Origin of the sequence: Paraburkholderia caffeinilytica (assembly GCF_003368325.1) — a bacterium.
GTDB lineage: Bacteria > Pseudomonadota > Gammaproteobacteria > Burkholderiales > Burkholderiaceae > Paraburkholderia > Paraburkholderia caffeinilytica.
On the sequence record NZ_CP031467.1, the window covers coordinates 1,532,438 to 1,551,578 of the forward strand.

Here is a 19,141-nt window from a genome sequence, read left to right on the forward strand (position 1 = left end):
AAAAAGAAACGGAAGAAGCGCGCGGCCCCTTCCGTTTCGTTCAGCGTTTCAAAAAAACAGCTAAGGTTTAGTCGATAGCCTTGTCATTCGGGCTCTTGTAGAGCGCCTTGATGTCGTCGCTTTCCGGGAAGTTCAGGTTCAGGCCCTTCGGCGGAATCGGCGATTCGAACCACTTCTTGTAGATCTGATCGGCTTCGCCCGAGGTTTCGACCTTCGCGATCGCGTCGTCGACGACCTTCTTGAATTCCGGATCGTTCTTGCGAATCATGCAGCCGTACGCTTCATGCGATTGCGGCGCGCCGACGATCACGAAGTCGCCCGGGTTGTTCGACTTGGCGCGCTCGCCTGCCAGCAGCGCGTCGTCCATCATGAACGCAGCGGCGCGACCCGTGGAGAGCGTCAGGAACGACTCGCCGTGGTCCTTCGCGCTGATGATGTTCATGCCCATGCTCTTGTCCTGGTTCATCTTGCGAAGCAGGCGCTCGGAGGTGGTGCCGGCCGTCGTGACGACGGTCTTGCCCTTCAGGTCGGCGAAGTCCTTGATACCGGAGTCTTTCTTGGTCATCAGGCGCGTGCCGATCACGAAGATCGTGTTCGAGAACGAAGCCTGTTGCTGGCGTTCGGCGTTATTCGTGGTGGAACCGCATTCCATGTCGACCGTGCCGTTCTGCACCAGCGGAATACGGTTTTGCGACGTGACAGGCGTCAGCTTGACCTTCAGGTTAGGCATGTTCAGCTTCTGCTTGACCGCCTCGACGACCTTCAGCGCGAATTCCTGCGAGTAGCCGATGACATTCTGCTTGTCGTCGTAATACGAAAACGGGATCGACGATTCGCGGTGGCCCAGCGAAATGACGCCCGTGTCCTTGATCTTTTTCAGTGTACCGGCGTCTTGCGCATGCGCGCCAACCGTAAACAGTCCGAGAGTCGCGAGCAGCAGCGCAGCTTTTTTAACCTTCATGTGTGATCTCCTTGGCAAGAACCGGCGCCAGTTTAGCAAAGTAATTATTCTGAAAGTATTGCTACAAACCATGTTTGTTGCGTACGCGCGCCGCTACGGGATTACAACACCTTAATCCGGCGATGCAAACACAGCGGACACGCAAAGGCGGGCGGCATCGATAAGATGCCGCCCGCCGGGTGAAACACGCGGTCTTGTGAACCACGTCAAAGCAAGGATTCACAGCGGCCCGCGAGGTGGCGGACCGCCGTTTCGTGCCGATCGATCAGGGATACAGGCCGCGCAGTTCACGCGCTTCGAGGATCCGCTTACAGGCGACGATAAACGCCGCGGTCCGCACGGAGACCTTCTGTTCGCTCGACACTTGCCACACGGCAGCAAACGCTTCGCGCATGACGCGTTCGAGACGCTGGTTGATCTCGTCTTCGGTCCAGAAGAAGCTCGAGAAGTCCTGCACCCACTCGAAGTACGACACCGTCACGCCGCCGGCGTTGGCCACGACGTCCGGAATCACGAGGATGCCGCGGTCGTGCAGAATGTCGTCCGCTGCCGTGGTGGTCGGGCCGTTGGCGCCTTCCACGACGATCTTCGTCCTGATCTTGCCGGCGTTCTTTTCGGTGATCTGGTTTTCCAGCGCGGCCGGAATCAGGATGTCCGATTCGACGGTCCAGAATTCTTCGTTCGTGACTGCATCGGCTTCCGGGAAACCGCCCACGCCGCCCGTCTTCGCAACGTGATCCAGCAGCGCGACCGCATCGATACCGGTCGACTTGTAGAGCGAGCCGGTATGGTCTTGCACCGCGACCAGTGTCGAGCCGGCTTCCTGGAACAGACGCGCAGCGATACCGCCCACGTTACCGAAGCCTTGCACGGCAATCCGTGCGCCTTCGATGTCGACGCCGATACGGCGTGCGGCTTCGGAAGCCACGACGAACACGCCGCGGCCGGTCGCTTCGCGGCGGCCCAGCGAACCACCCAGCGTGATCGGCTTGCCCGTCACGACGCCCGTGGCCGTTTGGCCCTGGTTCATCGAGTACGTGTCCATCATCCACGCCATGATCTGCTCGTTCGTATTCACGTCCGGCGCGGGGATGTCGGTGTTCGGTCCGATGATGATGCCGATTTCGCTCGTGTAGCGGCGCGTCACGCGCTCCAGCTCGCCACGCGACAGCGTGCGCGGATCGACGCGGATACCGCCCTTCGCACCGCCGTACGGCACGTTCACAGCAGCATTCTTCACCGACATCCACGCCGACAACGCCATCACTTCCGAGAGCGTCACGTCCTGGTGGTAACGCACGCCGCCCTTACCTGGACCGCGCGACACGTTGTGCTGCACGCGATAGCCTTCGAAGTGCGCGACCGTGCCGTTATCGAGCTCGATAGGCACGTCGACGACCAGAATGCGCTTCGGGCGCTTCAGGGTTTCGAGCCAGCGGGACAGCGAGCCGAGGTACGGCGCGACGCGGTCGACCTGGCGCAGGTAGTTGCCCCAGGGGCCGAGGTCGTCTTTGTTCAGGTAGGAAGGAACAGACTGCAACATTGATGCGGATTGTGCGGCTTGTTGCTGGGATGACATGAACGCTCCGGCGTTGATCAAGTGACAGCATTGTCGAAAAACGCTGTTTTGAAATCCAATGCCGTTTCCTTATCCGATTATGTTTTTATTGCATAACCATCAAGAAGCCGCAAATTCGCGTCGCCGGGAGGCAGGTTCTCAGGCAGCGCCCGCGCGTTGGGCCAACTCCTCCGACACCACGTCCCACAGTTGCCGCACGAGCATCTGCCGTGCATCGTCACTCTTCGCCGCAAGCTTGTCACGATAGAGCCTGATCTCCATGGTCAGCGTGAGTTGCCCTTCGGGCGTGCCGCGGATCGCGCGATCGAGCCGGATCAGCTTGCCTTCGGCGACTGCGTCTTCCACCGCGCTGTGCGGCAGGAAAGCAATGCCGTGGCCGGCCAGCGCCATGGCCTTGAGTCCCTCGGCCATATCCGTTTCGTACAAGCGGTCGAGATACAGACGCTCCGGTGCGTTGGCGAGGATCACCTCGGTCATGCGGCCCAGATACGCGTTCGGCGTGTAGGACAAATAGGGAGTGGGCGCCTCGGCGCTGCCCGGCAACGTGTGACGCGCCCGGCCGGCACGGCCCGGCGCCGAGAACGGACTGAGCGGCTCGTTGCCGAGCGCGAGCATGTCGTAGCGCGCCGGATCGAGTGCGATTGGATGGCTCGGATGGTGATAGGCCATCATCAGATCGCAGCCGCCCTCCACCAGCGCCAAAGCCGCGTCGTGCACGTTCAACGCCCGCAACCGGGTGTGGATCGGTCCCATTTGCGCTTCGAACCGCTGCAGCCAGCGCGGGAAGTAGGTGAGCGACAGGGTGTGCGGCACCGCGAACTCGATGGTGGCCTGCGGCGTCGCCGTGTGCCCGCGCAGCAAAGCGCGCGCCTCGTGGAACTGCGACAGCATGGTGAGCGCCTGCTCGTAGAACACCTGGCCTGCCGCCGTCAGCCGTGTCGGGTAAACCGAACGATCGATCAGTTCCGTGCCCAGCCACGCCTCCAGCGCCTGAATCCTTCGAGAAAACGCCGGCTGCGTGACATGACGCGATTCGGCCGAGCGGCTGAAACTACGCGTTTCCGCGAGCGAAACGAAGTCTTCGAGCCATTTCAGTTCCATGCGGAGCCTGCTGCCAGCGGGAGTGAGGAAGTCAGCATTCTAGCGGCGCGGCTAAGGCGCCGGGGTTGAGTGGTAAAATCCGCGATTCCCTCCGTTCCCGATCCGCTCCCTGAGCGCTCACGCCCCCATCATGTCCGACACCCGCCCCGACACCCTGTTCGCGCTGAACGCGCTCTCCCCGCTCGACGGCCGCTACGCCTCGAAAACCGAAGCCTTGCGCGACTGGCTCTCGGAAGCCGCTTTCATGCGCAATCGCGTGACGGTTGAAATTCACTGGCTGATCGCGCTCTCGCATGCCGGTTTCGCCGAAGTGCCGCGCTTTTCCGAAGCGTCCGAACAATTCCTGCTGCAGCTGGCCGAGCGCTTCACCGCACACGACGCCGCACGCATCAAGGACATCGAGCGTGTGACGAATCACGACGTGAAGGCGGTCGAGTACTGGCTGAAAGAATCGGTGAAGGGTCAGGAAGAGCTGGAACGCGCGAGCGAATTCATTCACTTCGCCTGCACGTCGGAAGACATCAACAACACCTCGCACGGCCTGATGCTCGCGGGCGCCCGTGAGCACGTCATTCTGCCGGCGCTGCGCTCGGTGCATCAGCGTCTCGTCGCTCTGGCCCACGCGCACGCCGAGCAGCCCATGCTGTCGCGCACGCACGGCCAGCCGGCCAGCCCGACCACCCTCGGCAAGGAACTCGCGAACGTCGCGGCACGCCTGGAACGCGCCATCGACCGTATCGCCAAGGTCGAACTGCTGGGCAAGATGAACGGCGCGGTCGGCAACTTCAACGCGCATCTGTCCGCGTATCCGGAGTTCGACTGGGAAGCGTTCTCGCGCGAAGTGGTCGAACAGCGCCTGAAACTCACGTTCAATCCGTATACGATCCAGATCGAGCCGCACGATTACATGGCTGAACTGTTCGACGCGGTATCGCGCGCCAATACCATCCTGCTGGATCTGGACCGCGACGTGTGGGGCTACATCTCGGTCGGCTACTTCAAGCAACGCACCAAGGCGGGGGAAATCGGTTCGTCGACCATGCCGCACAAGGTCAACCCGATCGACTTCGAAAACTCGGAAGGCAACCTCGGCCTCGCGAACGCCACGCTGCGCCACCTCGCCGACAAGCTGCCGGTGTCGCGCTGGCAGCGCGACCTGACTGACTCGACGGTGCTGCGCAATATCGGCGTCGCGTTCGGTTACTCGCTGCTCGCGTACGACTCGCTGATTCGCGGTCTGGATAAGCTCGAGGTGAACGCACAACGTCTGAACGAAGACCTCGACAACTGCTGGGAAGTGCTGGCCGAGCCGGTGCAAACGGTGATGCGCCGTTACGGCATTGAGAATCCGTACGAGCAGCTCAAGGAACTGACACGCGGTAAAGGCATCACGCGCGAAGCGCTGCAAACGTTCGTCAATGGTCTGGCGATTCCGCAGGACGCGAAAGATCGCCTGCTCGCGATGACCCCGGGTTCGTACATCGGCAAGGCGGTCGAACTGGCCAGGCGGATTGCCTGATGCAATGACGTCTGTATTATCGGCGCTGTCCGGCTGAACAACAGGCGGTGCGAACTGGAAGGGCTCGCTTGCGCGAGCCCTTTTTATTGCGTCCGGTACGGACCGAAGCTTCAATGATCGAAGCTTCGGACGTGCGTCAACTTAGTAGGTGTAGCGCGCCGATACCATGTACTGCTGCGCCTGGGGTGCATAGTTGGCCTGCTGCTGGCCCTGAGCGGCTTGCCACGCCTTAAGGGCCGCTTGCTCGTTCTCCCGACGCTGTTGCTCGGCTTGCTGCGCCGCCCGCGCTGCTGCTCTCGCTTCTTCCGCACGCTGCTGCTCAACTTGCTGGTTGGCCAGCCAAGCCTTGTAGTCCGCCTCCATCTGGGCCTGACGGGCTGCTTCCTCGTTCGCCAGACGCTGTTGCTCGGCTTGCTGGTTGGCCTCCCACGCCCGGTGATCCGCTTCGATCTGGGCCTGACGGGCGGCTCGTTGGGCCGCTTGTTCGTTGACGAAACGCTCCACCTCGGCTCGCTGCGCCGCATCTGCTGCGGCCCGCGCTTCTTCCGCACGCTGCTGCTCGGCCTGCTGGTTGGCTTCCCAAGCCTGGCGACCCGCTTCGTTCTGAGCCTCACGGGCCGCTTGTTCCTTCGCCAGACGCTCCTGCTGGGCTTCCCAAGCCAGGCGATCCGCTTCCCCCTGTTTCTGCTGCTGGTCCACGCGCGCCGCGTCTTCCGCTGCCGCGCGTCCAGCGTCGCTGACGCGCCATGCGATGTCGTTGATCAACGCAATCTTGCTGCTATCGGACAGACTTGCATCGTCTGCGGGCGAATAGTTGATATATTCGTTTGCCTTGACACGCTCAGCGGCAGCTTCCTGTTTCTTCGCCGTGAAATATTGCGCCTCGTCAGGTCCAGCATGCTCAGCGCTGCGGACGAAGCTTGTGAGGCCTTCAGCGCCAGCAGTCGCATGGTTGCCTCGCAGGGTGATATCCGAGCCGTACATTTGCACGGCGAGGCCGCCACGGCCCGCCACGATCTTACCGGCGCTGTTCACTCCCAGACCATGCTCCGAACCTTCCAGCACGATCTTGTTCGCGTACATGCCTCCCAACTCCGAGACGTCGAGCGCAATCACCGGCTTGACGCCCGCCGCGTTCGACGTCAGCTTGCCCGCGAAGTTGCCGTCCGCGTCGCCGTCGAACTGCGTGCCGTTTTGCGAATTGATCGTCCAGCCCTTGACCGCGGCGTTCACCAGCGTCGCGCGTGACAGCAGGTTGACCTGCCCCGCGCCGACGTTCAGGCCGTCGCCGTCGATCTGGATCGTCGCCGGCGTTGCGCGGCTCGTATCGACGCTCAAGGCGAGCGGGCTGTCTGCGCGCGGGTTGAAGCTGGCTGCCGCGAGCGTGAGCACAGGCGCGTTGATGGTCGTTGCGCCGTTCACGGAGATGCCGGCCGCATTGGCGATCAGCAGATGCGCGGGCGCACCGGCGACTTCCATTGTGCCGTTCAGCTTCGATGACTGTGCCGAGTTGACGTCGGCGACGATTACCTTGGCGGCCGTGCCCTTCAGGTTCGCGTTGGCGGCGAGTTGGCCCGCAAGCCGGCTTACGCCCGCCGCGGTCAGGTTGTTGAAGACGACGCCATTTTTGTCGACGTCGAAATTGCTGAATGTGTTGCGCGAAACGCCCACTGAGTTGGCGCCCGCAATGTTCACGATCGGCGTGTTGCCTGGCGTGACGACCTGAGTCTGTCCGCCCGCGCTGACGATGCCGCCGGCGATCGCACTGCCGCTTGCACCCAGCGCCGCGAGTATTGCCAGATTCAATACGTTGAGACGATGTTGTTTCATCAAGATTCCTAAAGGTTAAAAAGAAGAACTCAACCGGACGTTGAGGACGATCGGATCAGCGTTCAGCCGTTTGGGAGCAAACAACGGAGCACCGACCGAAAGCGAGGCGGTAACGCCTTTCCAGGAGGTCGATGCGCCGATTGCGGCACCGACCAGGTTTCCGCTTGCATTGGGTTCGCCGCTTACCGGGACGACGCGGCCCGCGTCGACCGCAGCCGTCATCGTCACGCGCGTACCGAGCGACGGAAGCGGCACGCTCCAGTCGACTTCGTTGCGCAGATAAGCACCGGTATTCGCGTACAGGTATTGATCCCGGAAACCTCGAACGGAGGTGTCGCCGCCCACCACCATGCGCTCGCTGCTGAACAGTGCGGCAGGCGCCCACTGCGCGTAAGCCGATGAGAGAAACGCCACGTTCGGCGTGATTTGCGTGTACAGGCTGGCGCTTGCCGCCAGTTTGCGAAAGCCCGCCGACGGGCCGCCGTCCTCGCTCATATCGCGAGTGGCAAACGGCAGGCCCTGCGTGAACGCCGGACTGAATGTGAAGTAGCTCCTGCTTCCGACTCGTGTCGCGAAGTTGACGCCGACCTGCGCAGTGCTGGTCCGCTCCGAGCCGTTCTCCAGTTGAAACTCTTCGATGAACGAGTTGCCGACGTAACTGGACAATGACGCAAACACGTCTATCTTGCGGGCGGCGTTGCGCTCGACCGTCCTGGTAACGGTGAAGCGGTTCTGGAAGCTGCTGCCGTGGTAGCGAAGCTTCACGCCGGAGACGTCGAGCGGCACCGCAAAGCTGCCCGCCGCGCCCGAGTAGCCGAAGCTCCAGTAGCCAAGTGGCACGGTTGCAAAGGCGCCAAAGGTTCGGCGAAATCGGTCGCCGTGCAATGCGGGGGTTGTTGTCGCCGATACGCCCAATTGCTCCGCCCGGCCAAGGGCGTTATTCACCGTCACCGCGGCGTTGAAATTTTGCCGGCCGGTACTTTTTTGACCGCTATTGTCGATGCCGGCAACGAAGTTGAGCAGGCGCACGGGCTGGCCGCTCAACACCACATCCGAATAGCCTTCCTGCGGCGCCGCGCGCACGGCCGCCTTCACGCCGCCAGGCACGATGCGGTCGATCTGGTCAACCCCCTGTTCGATATCGCGCAGATTGAGCGGTTCGCCAGCCGTGCCCGCAAACGCCATGCGCGCGGCGCTGTCGGCACGGCTCGCGCCATCGCCATCGCCATCGCCATCGCCATCGCCAAAGTACACGCGTGACAGCTTGCCTTCCACCGCGGCAATCACCAGTGCGCGGCTTCCGGCTTCTCGCGTCGGCAGCCAGGCGTGGCTCGTGACGTAGCCGTGCTGCACATACCAGTCGTTGACTTCGTCGAGCAGATGGGTGAGCTCAGCGTTGTCGAGACAACGGCCTGCGGCGTTGAGCGCAATTTGATACTTCAAGCCATCCGGCAGCAGCGCCGCGCCGCTAAAACCAACGTTTTCTACTGGCAGGCAGGTCTGCGCACCGAGTATGTCCAGCGTCTGCGGCGTCGCTGCGCGCCGCGCCACGGCAGGCGACGCGGGCTCACGCGCACTGAGACCTTCACGCTGTTCACGCGCCTGGTCGAGCAGCCTTTGTTGCTGCAGGTCCAGAATGGCGTGGTTGGCGGGATCGGCTGCTTCAAATGCGATCGCCGAACTTGCCGTGCTTGCTAGCAGCGCGCCGACATAGGTCATCGATACCAGCTTCGGGGCGCCGCGTGTCGATATGCGCAGCCGCTTTGCGTCGGGCGCGTGCGCATCGAACCCGACGCAAGTTGAAGCGATCGGTTTGGGGGAAGTCTTCACAGCCTGTACATTTCATCCGCTAATCAAAACACTGCGCCAAGGAGCGCAAAAATCAGCGCGGACTGTAAGGCATCCGAATGGAAATATGCTTGAGAAATGTCAGAACGCGCTCGCCTATTTCCACCACATGAGCGACGTCAAATGGCATCGGTACGGTGTGGCAAATGGCGCGCGTTTGTCGCAGCAAGACGACGGCTCAAACGAAGGAAGACAAATGTGCGCGACTTCCATGCAAAACTTTGGCGCACACGTCAATGAAGAAGTATCGTGGACGGCACACGGCCGTGGCGCGCTAGAACGCTGCCCGGCAATTGAAACTCGACGGCAAATAATTTTAACGAGAATCCACCTCGCGTTGCAGCGAGGCGGATCAACAACAGAACATCAAAATCTATACGGGCGGAGAAGCACCCTTAGCGGACTTCCATCTGCTTCAACACCTCGTCGACGATTTCTTCCGGCGACAACTCGATGCTCACCGTGATCGCCTCGTCCGGGCCCGGCTCTTCGAGCGTATCGAGCTGGCTTTGCAGCAACGATGGATCGAAGAAGTGACCGGTACGCGTGCTCAGCCGCTCACGCAACATCTCGAACGAACCCTTCAGATAGACGAAGCACACGTCCTTATCGCCGTTGCTCCCACCGCGCAGAACATCGCGGTACGAGCGCTTCAGCGACGAACACGTGAACACCGCTTTCTCGCCCGCCCTCCGCTTCTCTTCGATCGCCGCGCGGATGGTTTGCAACCACGGCCAACGGTCTTCGTCGGTGAGCGGAATGCCGTGGTGCATTTTCTCCTTGTTGGCGGCGCTGTGAAACGCGTCGCCGTCGGTGAACGCGCAGTGCAGGCGTTCCGCCAGCATTTCGCCAATCCTCGTTTTGCCGGCGCCCGACACGCCCATTGCGATCAGAATCATCAAAAACTCCTTACACGACCGTCGCGAGCGCGAAAGTCAAACCCAAACCCATCAGCGAAATGACGGTTTCGAGGAGCGACCATGTCTTGAAGGTCTGCCCCACCGTCATACCGAAGTACTCCTTGATCAGCCAGAAACCGCCGTCGTTCACGTGCGAGAAAATCAGCGAACCCGAACCGGTGGCAAGCACCAGCAATTCCGGCGTAACCTGCACGCCGCTGGCGGCCGTGATAGGTGCGACGATGCCGCAAGCGGTCGTCATGGCGACGGTCGCCGAGCCCGTGGCCAGACGAATCAGCGCGGCCACCAGCCAGCCGAACAGCAGCGGCGACAGGTGCATGGCCGTCGCGACCGTGACGATTTCCTTCGAAATGCCGCTATCCATCAGCACGCGCCCAAAACCGCCACCCGCGCCAACGATCAGCGTGATACCCGCGATCGGCGCGAGACATTCGCCACAGAACTTCTGGATCTGCTCGCGATTGAAGCCGCGGCTCGCACCGAAGGTCCAGAAGCTGACCAGCACGGCGATCAATAGTGCGACGTCCGAATTGCCGACGAAATGCAGCAGATCGTTCGGCAAGGTCTTCGGCGTGGAGACGAGGTCGGCCCAGCTGCCGATCAGCATCAGGATCACCGGCAAGAGAATCGTGAACAGCGTGACACCGAAACTCGGCAATTCGCGCTTCGGCGCCGCGCTCTTCGCGTTATTTTGCGCGTCGTCGCCGTGGCCGAGAAATTGCGCGGCAAGCGGGTTGTTGTTCGGCAGCTTGATGTAGCGGCTGATCAGCAGCGCGAACAGCGGACCGGCGACGACCGCCGTCGGCACACCGACGATCAGACCGTACGCAATCGTCTTGCCGATGTCGGCGTGATACGCCTGCACCGCGAGCATCGCGGCCGGATGCGGCGGAATCAGACCGTGCACGACGGACAGGCCCGCGACCATCGGCAAGCCGACCAGCAGCAGCGACTTGTTGGTGCGTTTGGCGACGTTGAACGCGATCGGAATCAGCAGCACGAAACCGACTTCGAAAAACACCGGCAAACCGACGATGATCGCCACCACCATCATCGCCCAGTGAATGTTCTTCTCGCCGAACTTGTCGATCAGTGTGGTCGCGATGCGCTCCGCACCGCCCGATTCGGCCATCATCTTGCCGAGCATCGTGCCAAGACCGACCACGATCGCAATGTGGCCGAGCGTATTGCCGTTGCCGGTTTCGAACGATTTGACGATCGTGCCGATCGGCATGCCCGACACGAGCCCCAGCAGCAGCGAAACGATGATCAGGACGAGGAACGGATAAACCTTGTAGCGGGTGATCAGCAGGATCAGAAGTGCGATGGCGATCACCGCGAAGACCAGCAGCGTGCTGCCGTGGACAGCTTCCATGAAGCGCCTCCTTTGCGTTATTGATTGTCGGTGCTGAACACGGCCAGCACCTGTCTCACGGCGACCTCAAGCGGTGCCTGAAAACCCGGCAAGCCGCGCGGACGCTGAATTTTACTGTTTGTTGTCTCTAAAAGCGCGCGAATCCGGCACACATATCGAAAAAGGAGCCTCGCCGTGGCAGCCTGACGGGCTGTTTCGACGAGGCTCCTTTGCATAGAAGCTAGCGAACTATCGTGTCGTGCGCCAACGCGGTTTAGTGAGCGGGCGCGGCCAGCTCGCTGGCGGCACGCGCCAGACGCGTGACCTCGTCCCAATTTTGCGCGGCCAGGGCCGCTTTCGGCGTCAACCACGAGCCGCCCACACACACCACATTCGGCTGTGCGAGGAAATTGATGGCGCTTTCGGACGTGATGCCGCCGGTCGGGCAGAATTTCAGCGTCGGGAACGGGCCGTAGAAAGCTTGCAGCATCGGTATGCCGCCGGCTTGCTGCGCCGGAAAGAACTTGACGATTTCGTAGCCGAGTTCGAGCGCCGCGATGATATCGCTTGGCGTCATGACACCCGGCAGTAGCGGCAAACCCGCATCCTGCGCGGCCTTGTGCATGTCTTTCGTCAGGCCCGGCGATACGCCGAATTGCGCGCCCGCTTTCTTCGCCTGAAAACAATGCTCGGGCTTGGTGATCGTACCGACCCCGACCACGATGTCTTCAGCCAGCTGGCTCGCGCGTTCGATCGCGCCGAGTCCGGCTGCCGTGCGCAGCGTGATTTCCAGCACTTTCACACCGCCAGCGTGCAGCGCGCGTGATACGTTTTCGCCCTGCTCGACCGAGTCGAACGCGAGCACCGGAATCACCGGGCCGAGGCGCACGATATCGCTTACTGTTTTCGCTGTCATAGTCAGACTCCTAGTTTCTGCAGCGTTTAGCTGGCTTGAGTGGTGCTTGAGTGTTCTTCTGCGTGAGCTTTGACCCGCTTACCGTGTTGCGCCGCGTGCTCTCCTACCATCGGACCGAACACCGAAGCGCCCTGCTCCGCGGGCGCTGCCGCCGCACGGAACACGCCGAACAGTTCGCGGCCGAAGCCGACTTCGTTTTCCGCCTGATGCTGCGGCAACGCTTCCTGCCGCGCGGCCCATTCGGTTGCATCGATTTCGATGTCGAGCACGCCCGCGTCCGCGTCGATCACCAGCAGGTCGCCCGTGCGAACCTTGCCGATCGGACCTTGCAGCAACGCTTCCGGCGACAGATGAATCACCGCCGGCACCTTGCCCGACGCGCCCGACATGCGGCCGTCGGTCACCAGTGCAACGTGGAAACCTTGATCCTGCAACACACCGAGCAACGGCGTCAAACGATGCAACTCGGGCATGCCGTTTGCGCGGGCGCCCTGGAAGCGCACCACAGCGATGAAATCGCGCTTCAGTTCGCCGTTGTCGAACGCGGCCTGCACCGCTTCCTGCGAATCGAACACGATGGCCGGCGCCCTTACCTTGCGATGCTGCGCTGCAACTGCCGAAATCTTGATCACGCCGCGACCGAGCTTGCCCTGCATCAGACGCAAGCCGCCGTCTGGCTGGAACGGTTCCTTGATGCCGCGCAGCACCGCCGTGTCTTCGCTTTTTTCCGCGCCCGGCACCCATTGCAGCTTGCCGTCGATCAGCTTCGGCTCTTCGGTGTAGTGATGCAGTCCCTTGCCGGCGACCGTGTTCACGTCTTCATGCAGCAAGCCGCCTTCCAGCAGATTGCGAACCAGGAACGCGACGCCACCGGCCGCGTGGAAGTGGTTCACGTCGGCCTTGCCGTTCGGGTAGATCTTGGCCAGCAACGGCACGGCTTGCGACAGCGTGTCGAAGTCGTCCCAGTCGATCACGATGCCGGCCGCCCGCGCGATCGCGACCAGATGCAATGTGTGATTGGTCGAGCCGCCCGTTGCCAGCAACGCGACGATGCCGTTGACAATCGCCTTCTCGTCGACCACATGGCCGATCGGCGTGTAATTGCCGCGCTCCACCGTCAGATCGAGCACACGGCGCGCGGCCTGGGCGGTCAGCGCGTCGCGCAGCGGCGTATGCGGATGCACGAACGCGGAACTCGGCAGATGCAGGCCCATGACTTCCATGAGCATCTGGTTGCTGTTTGCGGTGCCGTAGAACGTACACGTGCCGTGGCTGTGATAGGCGGCGGCCTCCGCTTCGAGCAGCGCGTCGCGACCGCACTGGCCGGTGGCGAAGAGCTGACGTGTCTTGGCTTTGTCGTCGTTCGAGAGGCCGCTGCCCATCGGGCCGGCCGGCACGAAGATGGTTGGCAGATGGCCGAACTGCAGTGCGCCGATCAACAGGCCCGGCACGATCTTGTCGCAAATGCCGAGGCACAGCGCCGCGTCGAACATGTTGTGCGTCAGCGCGACTGCCGTACTCATCGCGATGACTTCGCGCGAGAACAACGACAGTTCCATGCCCGCGTTGCCTTGCGTGACGCCGTCGCACATGGCCGGCACGCCACCCGCGAATTGCGCGACGCCGCCGTTTTCACGCGCGGCCGCTTTGATGATGTCGGGGTAGTTTTTGTACGGCGCGTGCGCGGACAGCATTTCGTTGTACGAGGACACGATACCGATGTTCGGCTGACGAATCTGCTTGATGGCGAACTTGTCGTCGCCTTCGAGTCCAGCAAAACCGTGAGCCAGGTTGGCACAGGAGAGCGCGCCGCGTGCCGGAAATTTGCCTTGAGCCTGGTGAATGCGGGCCAGATACGCCTCGCGAGTGGGCTTGCTGCGCTCGACCACGCGTTGCGTGACCTTCAACAATTGCGAATGCGGGGAAACCATCGGAGCTCCTTCGTCGCTGGCTAAAGGGACGGGCGGGCATGCGCGCACTGTGCCAGGTAGGTATCGCGGGGATGTCGAATCAGTCGACGATGCAATGTTAGTAGAAAAACTACATGATCGCAATGGTGATTCCTGTTGCACTGCGACATCGTTGAAACGGTCATATCACCTTACTGACATTGCCTTAGCGGCATTCACAGTAAAACCTAGGGATTACACCTAGAGCGCGATATGTAGTTTTTGTACCTTATTCGGCAATCAGATATAGTCCATGCATTCTTCAGCATAGTGCGAGTTTTCCGATGATGCTGTCTCAGGTGGAAGAGATGCGCGATCAGTTGCGGCCGTCCGAGCGTAAGCTGGCCGACTACGTGATCGAGGCGCCGCGCGAGGTGCTGGATCTGTCGATGACGGAAGTGGCCGCGCGCGCCGGCGTCAGCCAGCCGACCATCGCACGGTTCTGTCACGCGCTCGGTTTTTCGGGCTTTCGTGAGTTCAAAATACGGCTCGCGCAGGGGATTGCTGCGGAAGTGCCCGCCGTCTATCGCGACGTGCGGCCGGACGAGCCGACGCCGGGTGTGGCCGCAAAGGTGCTCGACCGGACCATCGGCGCGCTGATTCAGGTGCGCAACAATCTGTCGTCGGATAGCGTCGCAGCGGCGATCGCGCTGCTGGCGCAGGGGCGGCGCATCGAGTTTTACGGCGCGGGTGGTTCCGGCATCGCGGCGTTGGATGTGCAGCACAAGTTCTTTCGCCTCGGCATGCCGAGCGTCGCGTATTCGGACCCGCATACATTTTTGATGTCGGCGGCGCTGCTGGGCGAAGGCGATGTAGTGGTGGCGATTTCGAACACGGGCCGCACGCGCGATATTGTCGATGCGGTGAAGTTGGCGCTGGCAACCGGCGCGAAAGTGATCGCGATCACCCACGGTAATTCGCCGTTGGCGCGGCTTGCTACTGTAGGCTTGTTCGCCAACGTCGACGAAGACACGGATATCTTTTCGCCGATGACCTCACGGGTCTCGCATCTGGCGATTGGCGACATTCTGGCGGTGGGTGTGGCTTTGAGCCGGGGGCCGGAGCTCGTCGAAAAGATGGCGCAAGCGAAGGAAGTGATCACCCGAAGAAGGATCGATCCGTAAGCCTAACGGCGAGACGCACGCCAGCGCCTCATCCGAATCGACTTCCCGCAATATCAAATCAAAAAATATTCCTACTTTAGAACGGCTTGATCACCACCAACGCCACGGCCGCGAGCATCCCCAGCACAGGCAATTCATTGAACATGCGATACCACTTGTCCGAGCGGCGATTCTCGCCGCGCTCGAAGGTCCGCAGCAGTACGCCGCAATAAGCGTGGTAGATGATCAGCAGCATCACCACGCCCACCTTCGCATGAATCCAACCCTGCCCGCGCCCGATGCCGATCGCCAGCCACAACCACAGCCCGCACGCCAGCGCCGGTACCGCGATGAACGTCATGAAGCGGAACAGCTTACGCGCCATCGTCAAAAGCCGCGCCGTCGCGGCAGGTTCCGTCTCCATCGCCAGATTGACAAAGATGCGCGGCAGATAGAACAGGCCGGCGAACCAGGAAGCAATCAGAACGATGTGAAACGTTTTTACCCAAAGCATCAGCGGTCCTTGCGACTTGTATCGTGGAAATCAGCGCTCTTGGCGGCGCGTTCGTGGTGAAAGACGTGACCGGCCGCGCTTATCAACGGCGTTCGCGATCAAACGCGCGGCAGACGGCGGCTTATTGCCGGCCTTCGCCATGCCCGAGCACGACGTACTTCAACGACGTCAATCCTTCCAGCCCCACCGGGCCGCGCGCGTGCAGTTTGTCGTTCGAGATGCCGATTTCCGCGCCCAGACCGAATTCGAAACCATCGGCGAAACGGGTCGATGCGTTGACCATCACGCTTGCCGAATCGACCTCACGCAAGAAGCGCATCGCCCGGTCGTGGTCTTCCGTGACGATCGCGTCAGTGTGGTGCGAGCCGTACTCGTTGATGTGGTCGATCGCCGCATCGAGACCATCTACCACCTTGATCGCCAGCACCGGCGCGAGATATTCGGTGCGCCAGTCTTCTTCGGTGGCATCGACGAGCGGTCCCACTCCCGCATCCGCCAACACCGTGCGCGCCGCAGCGTCCACGCGCAACTCGACTTCCTTGTCGCGATACAGCTTACCCAAAGGCGGCAGCACCTCAGCCGCGACACCACGCGCGACGAGCAGCGTCTCCATGGTGTTGCAGGTGCCGTAGCGGTGCGTCTTGGCGTTGTCGCAGACGGTCAGCGCCTTGGCCAGATCCGCGCGGTCGTCCACATACACGTGGCAGATGCCATCAAGGTGCTTGATCATCGGCACGCGCGCTTCGTTCATCAGCCGCTCGATCAGGCTCTTTCCGCCACGCGGCACGATCACGTCGACGAATTCGGTCATCGTGATCAGTTTGCCGACGGCCGCACGGTCCGACGTTGCCACTACTTGCACGGCGTCTTGCGGCAATCCCGCCGCTTCCAGCCCTTCGCCGATCAGCTTGGCCAGCGCCGTATTGCATTCGAGCGCTTCCGAACCGCCGCGCAGAATCGTCGCGTTGCCGGACTTCAGGCACAGCGCAGCTGCGTCGATCGTCACGTTCGGACGCGATTCGTAGATGATGCCGATCACGCCCAGCGGCACGCGCATCTGGCCGACCTGAATACCGCTCGGCCGATACTTCAGATTGCTGATCTCGCCGATCGGATCGGCCAGCGCGGCGACTTGCCACAACCCTTCCACCATCGTATTCAGCGCCTTGTCCGATAGCGTCAAACGGTCGATGAACGCGGCATCGTGGCCTTTGTCGCGAGCCCGCGCGAGGTCGCGCGCGTTGGCCTCTTTCAGCAGCGCGGCATCGCGTTCGATAGCCTGTGCGACTGCCGCAAGCGCGGCGTTTTTTGCCGCCGTCGACGCGCGCGCCATCGCACGCGAAGCGTGACGGGCGCGACGGCCGAGGTCGGTCATGTACTGGTCGATATCCATGGTGATTCTCGTGGTGCCGCGCACGTCGAGGTGCTACGGACAGGCAGAATTAGCGAAAGATCAAACGATTGTAAGTCGGGTGGCGAAGCTTTGCTTGGCCCGGCGCCCGTAGGACCCAAGGACTTCAAGCTCTGCACCGCGACGTTGCTCGAGAATGCGGCCGCAGGAGGGCGATCGCACCGGCAATGGATTCCCGGCATGGACGCTGTACGGTTGACGAGCACAGTAAGCGTCGCTGGCGTGAAGACCTGCCGGAGATACTGGTGGTGAGACTCACACCCTGGCGTCCTGCGCATTGCGCCGCGCGAAGCCGCCAGCTCAAACCATGTCCTCAGCCTGGCCTTCGAACCGGCGCACCTGCTGCAGGGCGAGGTCGTGGCGGCGGTACAGGCGCCGCTTTTGCCGGCGACGCCACCGTCATGGCCAGTTCGAACAAGCCATCCCACGGATCCGGCGGAGGATCATTGCGATGATTGCCCGGCGTACCGCCCGACAATCCCTTCACCTGCCGATCCAGCCGCGCCGCCAGAGCAAGTGCCTTTTCAAGCGCACTCTCGGTGACGCGCGACAACGCCGGTCCAATCAGCCGCTCGCGCGGCCCCCATACGCGGTTCTCGCGTACCAGCATCGCGAGCGGCTTGCCGGCCGTGACGCCGCGCTTGATACGCAGCAGCGTCCGCACTTCTTCGACCACTGCCCACAGCACCAGCACGGCCGCCTCGCCTTCGCCGCGCAGGCCGTCGAGCATGCGCGCGAGGCGGCCGACATCGCCCGCCAGCATTGCCTCGTTCAGCTTGAAAACGTCATAACGGGCGACGTTCAGCACAGCGTCCTGAATCTGCTCGAAGCTCAACGAACCAGCCGGATACAGCAGCCCGAGCTTCTGGATTTCCTGATGCGCGGCAAGCAAATTACCTTCTACGCGCTCGGCAATGAACGCCAGCGCGCGCCGCCCTTCCTCACCGGCAACGACCCGCTGGCCCTGAGCCGCGAGCCGTTGACCCACCCAATTCGGCAACTGCGCGCGCTCAACGGGATCGATTTTCAACGCGACACCCGCATCGGACAGCGCGGTGAACCATGCCGACTTCTGCGTGGCCGCATCGAGCCGCGGCAGCGTGATCATCGTGAGCACGTCGTCATTCACGGCGGCGGCGAGCGCCTTCAGCGCATCCGCGCCTTCCTTGCCCGGCTTGCCCGACGGAATGCGCAACTCGACCAGTTGACGGTCGCCGAACAGCGACATCGACTGGCTCGCGCCAAGCAGCGAGCTCCAGTCGAAGCCGCGCTCGACGGTGAACACCGAGCGGTCGGTAAAACCGGCTGCTCGCGCCGTCGCGCGAATGCGGTCGCTGGCTTCCTGCGCGAGCAGGTGCTCGTCGCCGTACACGACGTACAGTCCGGCGAGTCCCTTGGCGAGATGCGCTTCGAGCGCGTCAAGTCGCAGTTGCATGGCTACCGATCGGCGAGGTTAAACAAGTGCATGGGCGAGTGCGTGAGCACGTGCAGCAAGCTAAACAAAGACACAGCACGCCGCTCACAACGGCGGCGGCGGCAACGGCGCGCGCGGCGCAACCGACGGCACCTGCTCACCCGGCGCCGGATGCAGCGAGCGCACCAGCGACAGACGGCGCGTCAGCTGATCGATCGCGTCGTTTTCCATGTCCGCGAACAGAATGTCAGCTTCAGCGGCCTTGGCCTGCGAGTACTGGTCGCTATAGGTCATCGCGCGGTTCAGCGCGATCACGCTCGGCGGAATCAGCACCGTGCCATCCTTGCCGACCAGCGTGTAGGTCATCGAGAGATTCATCGCGTACTCTTCGACGACGCCAAGCGTATTCAGCGTGAGCGTATTGATGCCGCGGCCTTCGGTGATCTGCAAGGTTGCGTCGGCATTCGCGACGGAAGTGACCACCACCGTGTCGCTGCCGCCCTGCACGATACGGGTCAACCGCGCGCCGGCCGCGGCCGAACCGCCGGAGATAAAGAGTCGTTTGAATGCGTAGTCCTGCTGCCCGCGCAACTGGAAGCCGCAGGCGGACAACATCAGCACGCTGCACACCAGCGTCAATAACGATCTGCGAGTCACTTTGGCTCCTGGTTCGCAGTAGATTCCGCAGCGCGGACAAGCGCCGCCGCACGCGGCGGCGTCCT

15 protein-coding genes are annotated in these 19,141 nt (G+C 62.2%); 2 read left to right on the forward strand and 13 right to left on the reverse strand.

Translation table 11 applies throughout. The annotated features are described in order from the left end of the window. Positions 1 to 67 precede the first annotated feature (67 nt). From DSC91_RS22945 to DSC91_RS22955, 3 genes are all read right to left on the reverse strand, one after another. On the reverse strand, positions 68 to 961 hold the full coding sequence (locus DSC91_RS22945; protein WP_115781010.1) for a glutamate/aspartate ABC transporter substrate-binding protein: 894 nt from the start codon (positions 959 to 961) through the stop codon (positions 68 to 70). A gap of 265 nt (positions 962 to 1,226) precedes the next feature. Next, a complete protein-coding gene (locus tag DSC91_RS22950; protein ID WP_115781011.1) occupies positions 1,227 to 2,540 on the reverse strand; it encodes a Glu/Leu/Phe/Val family dehydrogenase in 1,314 nt (437 codons plus the stop codon). Between the two features lie 138 nt (positions 2,541 to 2,678). Next, complete coding sequence (locus DSC91_RS22955; protein WP_115781012.1) at positions 2,679 to 3,641, reverse strand: LysR substrate-binding domain-containing protein; 963 nt, start codon at positions 3,639 to 3,641, stop codon at positions 2,679 to 2,681. Between the two features lie 130 nt (positions 3,642 to 3,771). On the opposite strand from DSC91_RS22955, the gene purB reads away from it, so the two are divergent. Then, on the forward strand, positions 3,772 to 5,160 hold the full coding sequence (gene purB, locus DSC91_RS22960; RefSeq protein ID WP_115781013.1) for an adenylosuccinate lyase: 1,389 nt from the start codon (positions 3,772 to 3,774) through the stop codon (positions 5,158 to 5,160). 141 nt (positions 5,161 to 5,301) lie between these two features. Here purB and DSC91_RS22965 read toward each other — a convergent pair whose 3' ends face one another. The 6 genes from DSC91_RS22965 to edd form a co-directional block, all read right to left on the reverse strand. Continuing rightward, positions 5,302 to 6,990 carry a filamentous hemagglutinin N-terminal domain-containing protein gene (locus tag DSC91_RS22965; protein ID WP_115781014.1) on the reverse strand — a complete coding sequence of 563 codons (1,689 nt, stop codon included), beginning with the start codon at positions 6,988 to 6,990 and terminating at the stop codon, positions 5,302 to 5,304. Positions 6,991 to 7,005: 15 nt separating this feature from the next. After that, entirely contained in the window at positions 7,006 to 8,820 is a 1,815-nt protein-coding gene (locus tag DSC91_RS22970) for a ShlB/FhaC/HecB family hemolysin secretion/activation protein (RefSeq protein WP_115781015.1), read from the reverse strand. A gap of 413 nt (positions 8,821 to 9,233) precedes the next feature. Continuing rightward, complete coding sequence (locus DSC91_RS22975) at positions 9,234 to 9,737, reverse strand: gluconokinase (RefSeq protein ID WP_115781016.1); 504 nt, start codon at positions 9,735 to 9,737, stop codon at positions 9,234 to 9,236. Positions 9,738 to 9,747: 10 nt separating this feature from the next. Next, entirely contained in the window at positions 9,748 to 11,133 is a 1,386-nt protein-coding gene (locus DSC91_RS22980) for a GntP family permease (protein ID WP_115781017.1), read from the reverse strand. Between the two features lie 253 nt (positions 11,134 to 11,386). After that, positions 11,387 to 12,028 (reverse strand): bifunctional 4-hydroxy-2-oxoglutarate aldolase/2-dehydro-3-deoxy-phosphogluconate aldolase, encoded by a 642-nt coding sequence (eda, locus tag DSC91_RS22985; RefSeq protein WP_115781018.1) that lies wholly within the window; start codon positions 12,026 to 12,028, stop codon positions 11,387 to 11,389. Positions 12,029 to 12,054: 26 nt separating this feature from the next. Next, entirely contained in the window at positions 12,055 to 13,959 is a 1,905-nt protein-coding gene (gene edd / locus DSC91_RS22990; RefSeq protein WP_115781019.1) for a phosphogluconate dehydratase, read from the reverse strand. Positions 13,960 to 14,261: 302 nt separating this feature from the next. Here edd and DSC91_RS22995 point away from each other — a divergent pair, with 302 nt between their 5' ends. Next, on the forward strand, positions 14,262 to 15,101 hold the full coding sequence (locus DSC91_RS22995) for a MurR/RpiR family transcriptional regulator (protein ID WP_115781020.1): 840 nt from the start codon (positions 14,262 to 14,264) through the stop codon (positions 15,099 to 15,101). 76 nt (positions 15,102 to 15,177) lie between these two features. Here the strand turns inward: DSC91_RS22995 and DSC91_RS23000 are convergent, their stop codons facing one another. The 4 genes from DSC91_RS23000 to DSC91_RS23015 form a co-directional block, all read right to left on the reverse strand. Continuing rightward, positions 15,178 to 15,594, reverse strand: coding sequence for a CopD family protein (locus tag DSC91_RS23000; protein WP_115781021.1), 417 nt, complete (start codon positions 15,592 to 15,594; stop codon positions 15,178 to 15,180). Positions 15,595 to 15,715: 121 nt separating this feature from the next. Beyond that, positions 15,716 to 16,987, reverse strand: a complete 1,272-nt coding sequence (locus DSC91_RS23005; protein WP_115781022.1) for a glutamate-5-semialdehyde dehydrogenase — start codon at positions 16,985 to 16,987, stop codon at positions 15,716 to 15,718. Positions 16,988 to 17,318: 331 nt separating this feature from the next. Continuing rightward, positions 17,319 to 18,440 carry a DNA polymerase III subunit delta gene (gene holA / locus DSC91_RS23010; RefSeq protein WP_115781023.1) on the reverse strand — a complete coding sequence of 374 codons (1,122 nt, stop codon included), beginning with the start codon at positions 18,438 to 18,440 and terminating at the stop codon, positions 17,319 to 17,321. A gap of 84 nt (positions 18,441 to 18,524) precedes the next feature. Next, entirely contained in the window at positions 18,525 to 19,076 is a 552-nt protein-coding gene (locus tag DSC91_RS23015; RefSeq protein WP_115781024.1) for an LPS-assembly lipoprotein LptE, read from the reverse strand. Positions 19,077 to 19,141 lie beyond the last annotated feature (65 nt).

What these genes read in the sequence shown, in the direction of transcription:
- DSC91_RS22980 (WP_115781017.1), bottom strand. Translation starts at nt 11,133, where the DNA reads ATGGAAGCTGTCCACGGCAGCACGCTGCTGGTCTTCGCGGTGATCGCC.
- DSC91_RS22975 (WP_115781016.1), bottom strand. Translation starts at nt 9,737, where the DNA reads ATGATTCTGATCGCAATGGGCGTGTCGGGCGCCGGCAAAACGAGGATT.
- DSC91_RS22950 (WP_115781011.1), bottom strand. Translation starts at nt 2,540, where the DNA reads ATGTCATCCCAGCAACAAGCCGCACAATCCGCATCAATGTTGCAGTCT.
- DSC91_RS22945 (WP_115781010.1), bottom strand. Translation starts at nt 961, where the DNA reads ATGAAGGTTAAAAAAGCTGCGCTGCTGCTCGCGACTCTCGGACTGTTT.
- DSC91_RS22965 (WP_115781014.1), bottom strand. Translation starts at nt 6,990, where the DNA reads ATGAAACAACATCGTCTCAACGTATTGAATCTGGCAATACTCGCGGCG.
- edd (WP_115781019.1), bottom strand. Translation starts at nt 13,959, where the DNA reads ATGGTTTCCCCGCATTCGCAATTGTTGAAGGTCACGCAACGCGTGGTC.
- DSC91_RS23000 (WP_115781021.1), bottom strand. Translation starts at nt 15,594, where the DNA reads ATGCTTTGGGTAAAAACGTTTCACATCGTTCTGATTGCTTCCTGGTTC.
- DSC91_RS22995 (WP_115781020.1), top strand. Translation starts at nt 14,262, where the DNA reads ATGATGCTGTCTCAGGTGGAAGAGATGCGCGATCAGTTGCGGCCGTCC.
- DSC91_RS23005 (WP_115781022.1), bottom strand. Translation starts at nt 16,987, where the DNA reads ATGGATATCGACCAGTACATGACCGACCTCGGCCGTCGCGCCCGTCAC.
- eda (WP_115781018.1), bottom strand. Translation starts at nt 12,028, where the DNA reads ATGACAGCGAAAACAGTAAGCGATATCGTGCGCCTCGGCCCGGTGATT.
- purB (WP_115781013.1), top strand. Translation starts at nt 3,772, where the DNA reads ATGTCCGACACCCGCCCCGACACCCTGTTCGCGCTGAACGCGCTCTCC.
- holA (WP_115781023.1), bottom strand. Translation starts at nt 18,440, where the DNA reads ATGCAACTGCGACTTGACGCGCTCGAAGCGCATCTCGCCAAGGGACTC.
- DSC91_RS22955 (WP_115781012.1), bottom strand. Translation starts at nt 3,641, where the DNA reads ATGGAACTGAAATGGCTCGAAGACTTCGTTTCGCTCGCGGAAACGCGT.